General features: G+C 67.6%; 1 protein-coding gene. It reads left to right on the top strand.

Features of this window, described 5'->3' with window-relative positions; all coding sequences use genetic code 11:
• On the top strand, positions 1 to 5,096 hold a 5,096-nt coding region (locus R3280_RS15930), incomplete at both ends, for an Hpt domain-containing protein (RefSeq protein ID WP_318999596.1).

The raw sequence follows: 5,096 nt of genomic DNA, 5'->3' as shown, positions 1-5,096 counted from the left end.
GACGTATTGCTGGAAGGCAAGCGCATTCCGGACTGGCAGCAGCTGGATACCCTGGCGGACACCGTCACCAGCATCGAGTACTACCTCGAGCGCCTGGCCGAGGGCATCGAGGACAACGATGCGGTTCTGCGTATCGCCGAGGACAGCCTGGCCAGCCTGGGCTTCCCGGCCGGTGCCGAACCCACCTGGGACAGCGCCAGCACCAGTGAGGCTGCCGAGCCCGCCGCGGCGGAACCGGCCGAGGCGCCGGCCAAGGGCGACCACCAGGACCTGGTGGACGACGAGATCCTCGACATCTTTATCGAGGAAGCCCAGGAGGTTCTGGAAACCATCCACAACTATTTCCCACGGCTGCGCCAGAACCACGACGACCGCGAATCCCTCACCGAAGTGCGCCGGGCGTTCCACACCCTCAAGGGCAGCGGCCGGCTGGTGGGTGCCACCAGCATCGCTGAGCTGGCCTGGTCGGTGGAAAACCTGCTCAACCGGGTCATCGACCAGACCGTCAAGCCTACCGACGAACTCTTCGCCCTGGTGGACGACGTCATTGCCCGCATCCCGGAACTGATTACGGACTTCCGTGCCGGCAATGCCGACAGTGACGTCGGCGCGCTGATCGAGCACGCCGAAGCCCTGGCCACCACCCGGAAAACCGGCCCCGAGGCGGCCGCCAGTCCGACCGTGGCAGAATCCGGGCCGGTCGAGGAAGAACCGGAGACCGCCGTGGATCTGGGCGCGCCGGCGGAGGCCGATGCCGGTTCCGCCGAAGAAGACGACCTGATCGACGACGAGATCCTCGAGATCTTCATCGAGGAAGCCGGCGAGGTCATGGACACCATCCGTGAATACCTGCCAATGCTGACCCGCCAGTACGACGATCGCAGCGCCCTGGCGGAAGTGCGCCGGGCTTTCCACACCCTCAAGGGCAGCGGCCGCATGGTCGGTGCCGACGCCGTGGGCGAGCTGGCCTGGTCGGTGGAGAATATGCTCAACCGCATCATCGACGGCAGCGTGTTCATGAATGATGACATCGCCAGCCTGCTGCAGGAAGTCACCACGGTGCTGCCGGACCTGGTGGCGGACTTTAAACAGCGTCGGCCGGCCTCGCGGGACACCTCGGAGCTGCAGGCCCGCGCCACCGCCCTGGCCAACGGCGAGATTCCGGACGCCCGGGCCATGCCGGTAGACCAGCCCGAGGCGGACAGCCAGACCGCCGAACAGGCGGAGCCGGAGGAAGCTGACAGCCTGGTGGACCCGGTGCTCATCGAGATTTTCGAGAGTGAGACCGAGACCCACCTGCAGACCCTGCAGGCGTTCCTCGAGGAGGCCGGCGACAAGACCACCGTGGCCTACACCGACAACCTGTCGCGGGCCCTGCATACCCTCAAGGGCAGTGCCCACACCGCCAGCATTGAGCCCATCGCCAAGGTCATCACCCCGCTGGAGAAGTTCGTCAAGGACGCCCGTGCCGAAAACCTGCGGGCGGACCGTGACGTGCTGGACCTGATCGCCGATGTCTGCCAGTTCATCAGCCAGGGTCTGGCGCAGATCCGCACCCGGCCCCACGACGACCTGCCCGGCACTGAGGCCTTCCTGGCACGGCTTGAGCAGGTTGCAGCCCGGCACCTGGGTAGCCGCCGCGCTGCCGGAGAGGAGCACGAGTCTGTCGGCCAGGCCGACCCGAAACTGGTGGAGCTGTTCCTCAACGAGGGCCTGGACATCCTTCTGGACGCCGACAGCGTACTGGACGCCTGGGCCCTGGATCCGGCCGATACCGAGCGTCTGGACACCCTGGTTCACGAACTCAGGCAGCTGGCCGGGGGCGCCGAGCGCACCGGTATCACCGATGTGGCCGAGTTGGCGGATATCCTGCACCAGACCTACACCAGCACCCGTGAAGCCGAGACGGTTCCCGACCAGAATTTCTTCCAGATTACCCGGGAAGCCCACGAAACCCTGATCAACATGATGGACCAGGTGGCCGCCGGTCTGGCGACCCGCCCCGATCCGTCCCTGGTGATCGAACTGACCGCGCTCCGGGACAACGGCGGCAAGCCGCCGGTGGACCCCTACGAGGAGGCCTTCTCCGGCGAGCTGGAGGCCATCGACGAAAGCCTGGATACCGAGCTTGGCTACGAGCAGGCCCCGGATCTCCGGCAGCCCGAGGCTCAGGAGCCAACGGACGAGCCACCGGTGATCGACAGCGACCAGCTGACCCGGGAAGAGGCCATGGACCCGGAACTGGCGGAGATCTTCCTGGAGGAAGCCGGCGACCTGGTCGAAAGCACCGCCGACACCCTGCACCAGTGGAGCGACAAGCCCGACAGCAGCGAACTGCTGCGGCTGCTGCAGCGGGACCTGCACACCCTCAAGGGCGGCGCCCGGCTGGCGGACATTACCGCCATCGGTGATCTCGCCCACGAGCTGGAGAATCTGTTCGAGGGTCTCAGCGAGCACCGCCTGCAGGCCACCGGGGAACTCCAGGACCTGCTGTTCCGTTGCCACGACCGGCTCGCCAGCATGGTGGATTCGCTGCAGGCGGGTGAAACGCCGCGTCCTGCCGGCGACCTGATCGGCGAGATCCAGGACACCATGGGCCGCGCCACCGCCAGCCGGCCGGTCACCAGCATCAGCGACGACAGCGAGGCCGAAGAGGACGCGCTGCCGCTGATGGAGCTGGAAGAAAGCGACGACGACAGCGCCGATGCCAGTGGCCTGGACCCGGAACTGGCGGAGATTTTCCTGGAAGAGGCCGGCGAGATTGTCCACGACACCGCCGAGCAACTGCACCAGTGGCAGGGCAACCCGGATCAGCCCGATCTGGTGAAGGAGCTGCAGCGCCAGCTTCACACCCTCAAGGGCGGCGCCCGCATGGCGGAAATCGCGCCGGTGGCCGACATCGCCCATGAGATGGAGACGCTGTTCGAGCGTATTGCCGAGGGCCGCATCAGCGCCACCCAGACCCGCATTGACCTGGCCCTTCGGGCCCATGACCAGCTCGCCGCCCTGGTGGACGCCATTGCCGACCGGGGTCAGTGCCCGGCGGCCCCCGGGCTGGTGGAGGCATTGAAGGCCGCCTGCGAGGACCCGATCGGCCTGGACGAGGCCGAGCTGGACGAAGCGGAGCCGGAAGTCCCGGAAGTCGCCCAGGCGGAGCCGGAGACCAGGCTCGAGCCCGAGCCCGAGTCGGCATGGGAGCCGCAAGCGGAGCCTGCCGAGGCACCGGAGAGCGCCCCGCAGGAAGAGCTTGCCGCCACCGACCTGTCCCACCTGGACCCGGAGCTGGTGGGCATCTTCCTGGAAGAGGCCTACGACCTGATCAACTCCACCGGCAGCGCCCTGCACGCGTGGAGCGAGGAACCCGACAACCGCGAGCTGGCCGCCCAGCTGCAGCGTGATGTCCATACCCTCAAGGGCGGTGCCCGCATGGCCGGCGTGGCCGCCATTGGCGACCTCACCCATGTGCTGGAGGATCTGTTCGAGCGGGTGGCCGAGGGCCGGATTTCCGCCTCCCCGGCGATGATGGATTTGCTGTTCGCCTGCCACGACCGGCTGGCCCAGATGGTGGAGCAGGTTGCCACCCAGAAGCCCTGCCCACCCGCCGACGAGCTGGTGGCGGAGATACAGGCGGTACTGACCGGCGCTCCGGTGTCCGCGAGCCCGGCACCGGCGCCCGCCGAACCGGCCGAAACGCCGCAAGCTCCGGCCGCTGACGAAGACGACCTGATCGGTATTTTCCTGGACGAAGGCCTGGAGGTGCAGACTGCCATCGAGGAGTGCCTGGCCCAGTGGCGGGAGGAGCCGGAGGAGTTGACCGGCATCACCCAGCTGCAGCAGGAACTTCATACGCTCAAGGGCGGTGCCCGGCTGGCGGACCTGGATGCGGTCGCCGATCTGGCGGAAACCTGGCATGACCAGCTGGAACCCCTGATCGCCGGCACCGGCGACCAGAAACAGATGCTGGCCCTCAGTGATCGCGCCAACAGCGCTTTGAAAGACATGCTGGTGGCGCTGGAGGAAGGCCGCAAACCCAGCCCCGCCACCGAACTGATCGACGCTTTCCAGGCCGCCAATGCCGGCAGCGCCGACACCGAGGTTGCCCAAGCCCCGGCGGCCGAGGACCAGGCACCGGTGGATGCCGAGGTGCTGGAGATTTTCCTGGAAGAGGCCGGCGAGATCCTGGACCAGCTGGAGCACCTGCTCTCGGACTGGCGCAAGGAACCGGCCAACAGCCATTTCAACCAGGAAGCCCAGCGCGCCCTGCATACCCTCAAGGGCGGTGCCCGGCTGGCCCAGCAGAGCCGGCTTGGCGACCAGGCCCACGGCCTGGAGACCCGACTGATCGACCTGGGTGGCAATGAGCCCGACCAGGCTACCTGGCAGGCCATCACCGCCGATTACGACGCCATCGTGCAAGAAGTCGAGCAGGTCCGGCAGCGCTTCCAGGGGGCGCCCGCGCCGGCCAAGGAAGCCGCCCCGGCAGCGGAGAGAGCGCCGGCCCCCAAGGCGCCGGAAACCAAACTGCCGGCCACCCGCGCCGAGGCGCCCAAACCCGCGCCCAAGCCGGCCGCCGGCAAGAAGCAGGCTGACAAACGCCAGGCCGACGCCGCCCGCAACGCCCAGGAGACCATCCGGGTGTCGGCGCCGCTGCTGGACGAGCTGGTCAACCTGGCGGGCGAAACCAGTATCACCCGTGGCCGCCTGGAGACCCAGACCAGCGAATTCGGCCACACCCTGGATGAAATGGCGGCCACCATCGAGCGTCTGCGGGAACAGTTGCGCCGCATGGACATCGAGACCGAGGCCCAGATCCTGTTCCGGGCCGAGCGCGAGCACGGTCCGGATTACGGCGACGACTTCGACCCGCTGGAAATGGACCGCTATTCCTCCATCCAGCAGCTGTCCCGGGCTCTGAGCGAGTCCGCCTCGGACCTTGCCGACCTGCGGGAGACCATGTCCGACCGGGTCCGCGACACCGAGACCCTGCTGGTGCAGCAGTCCCGCATCAACACGGAACTCCAGGAGGGTCTGATGAAGACCCGCATGATTCCGTTTGCCTCCATGGTGCCGCGTCTGCGCCGCATCGTGCGGCAGAT

The sequence above is a fragment of the Marinobacter sp. genome, assembly GCF_033722195.1.
GTDB lineage: Bacteria > Pseudomonadota > Gammaproteobacteria > Pseudomonadales > Oleiphilaceae > Marinobacter.
This window is presented reverse-complemented; position numbering and strand designations above follow the sequence as displayed.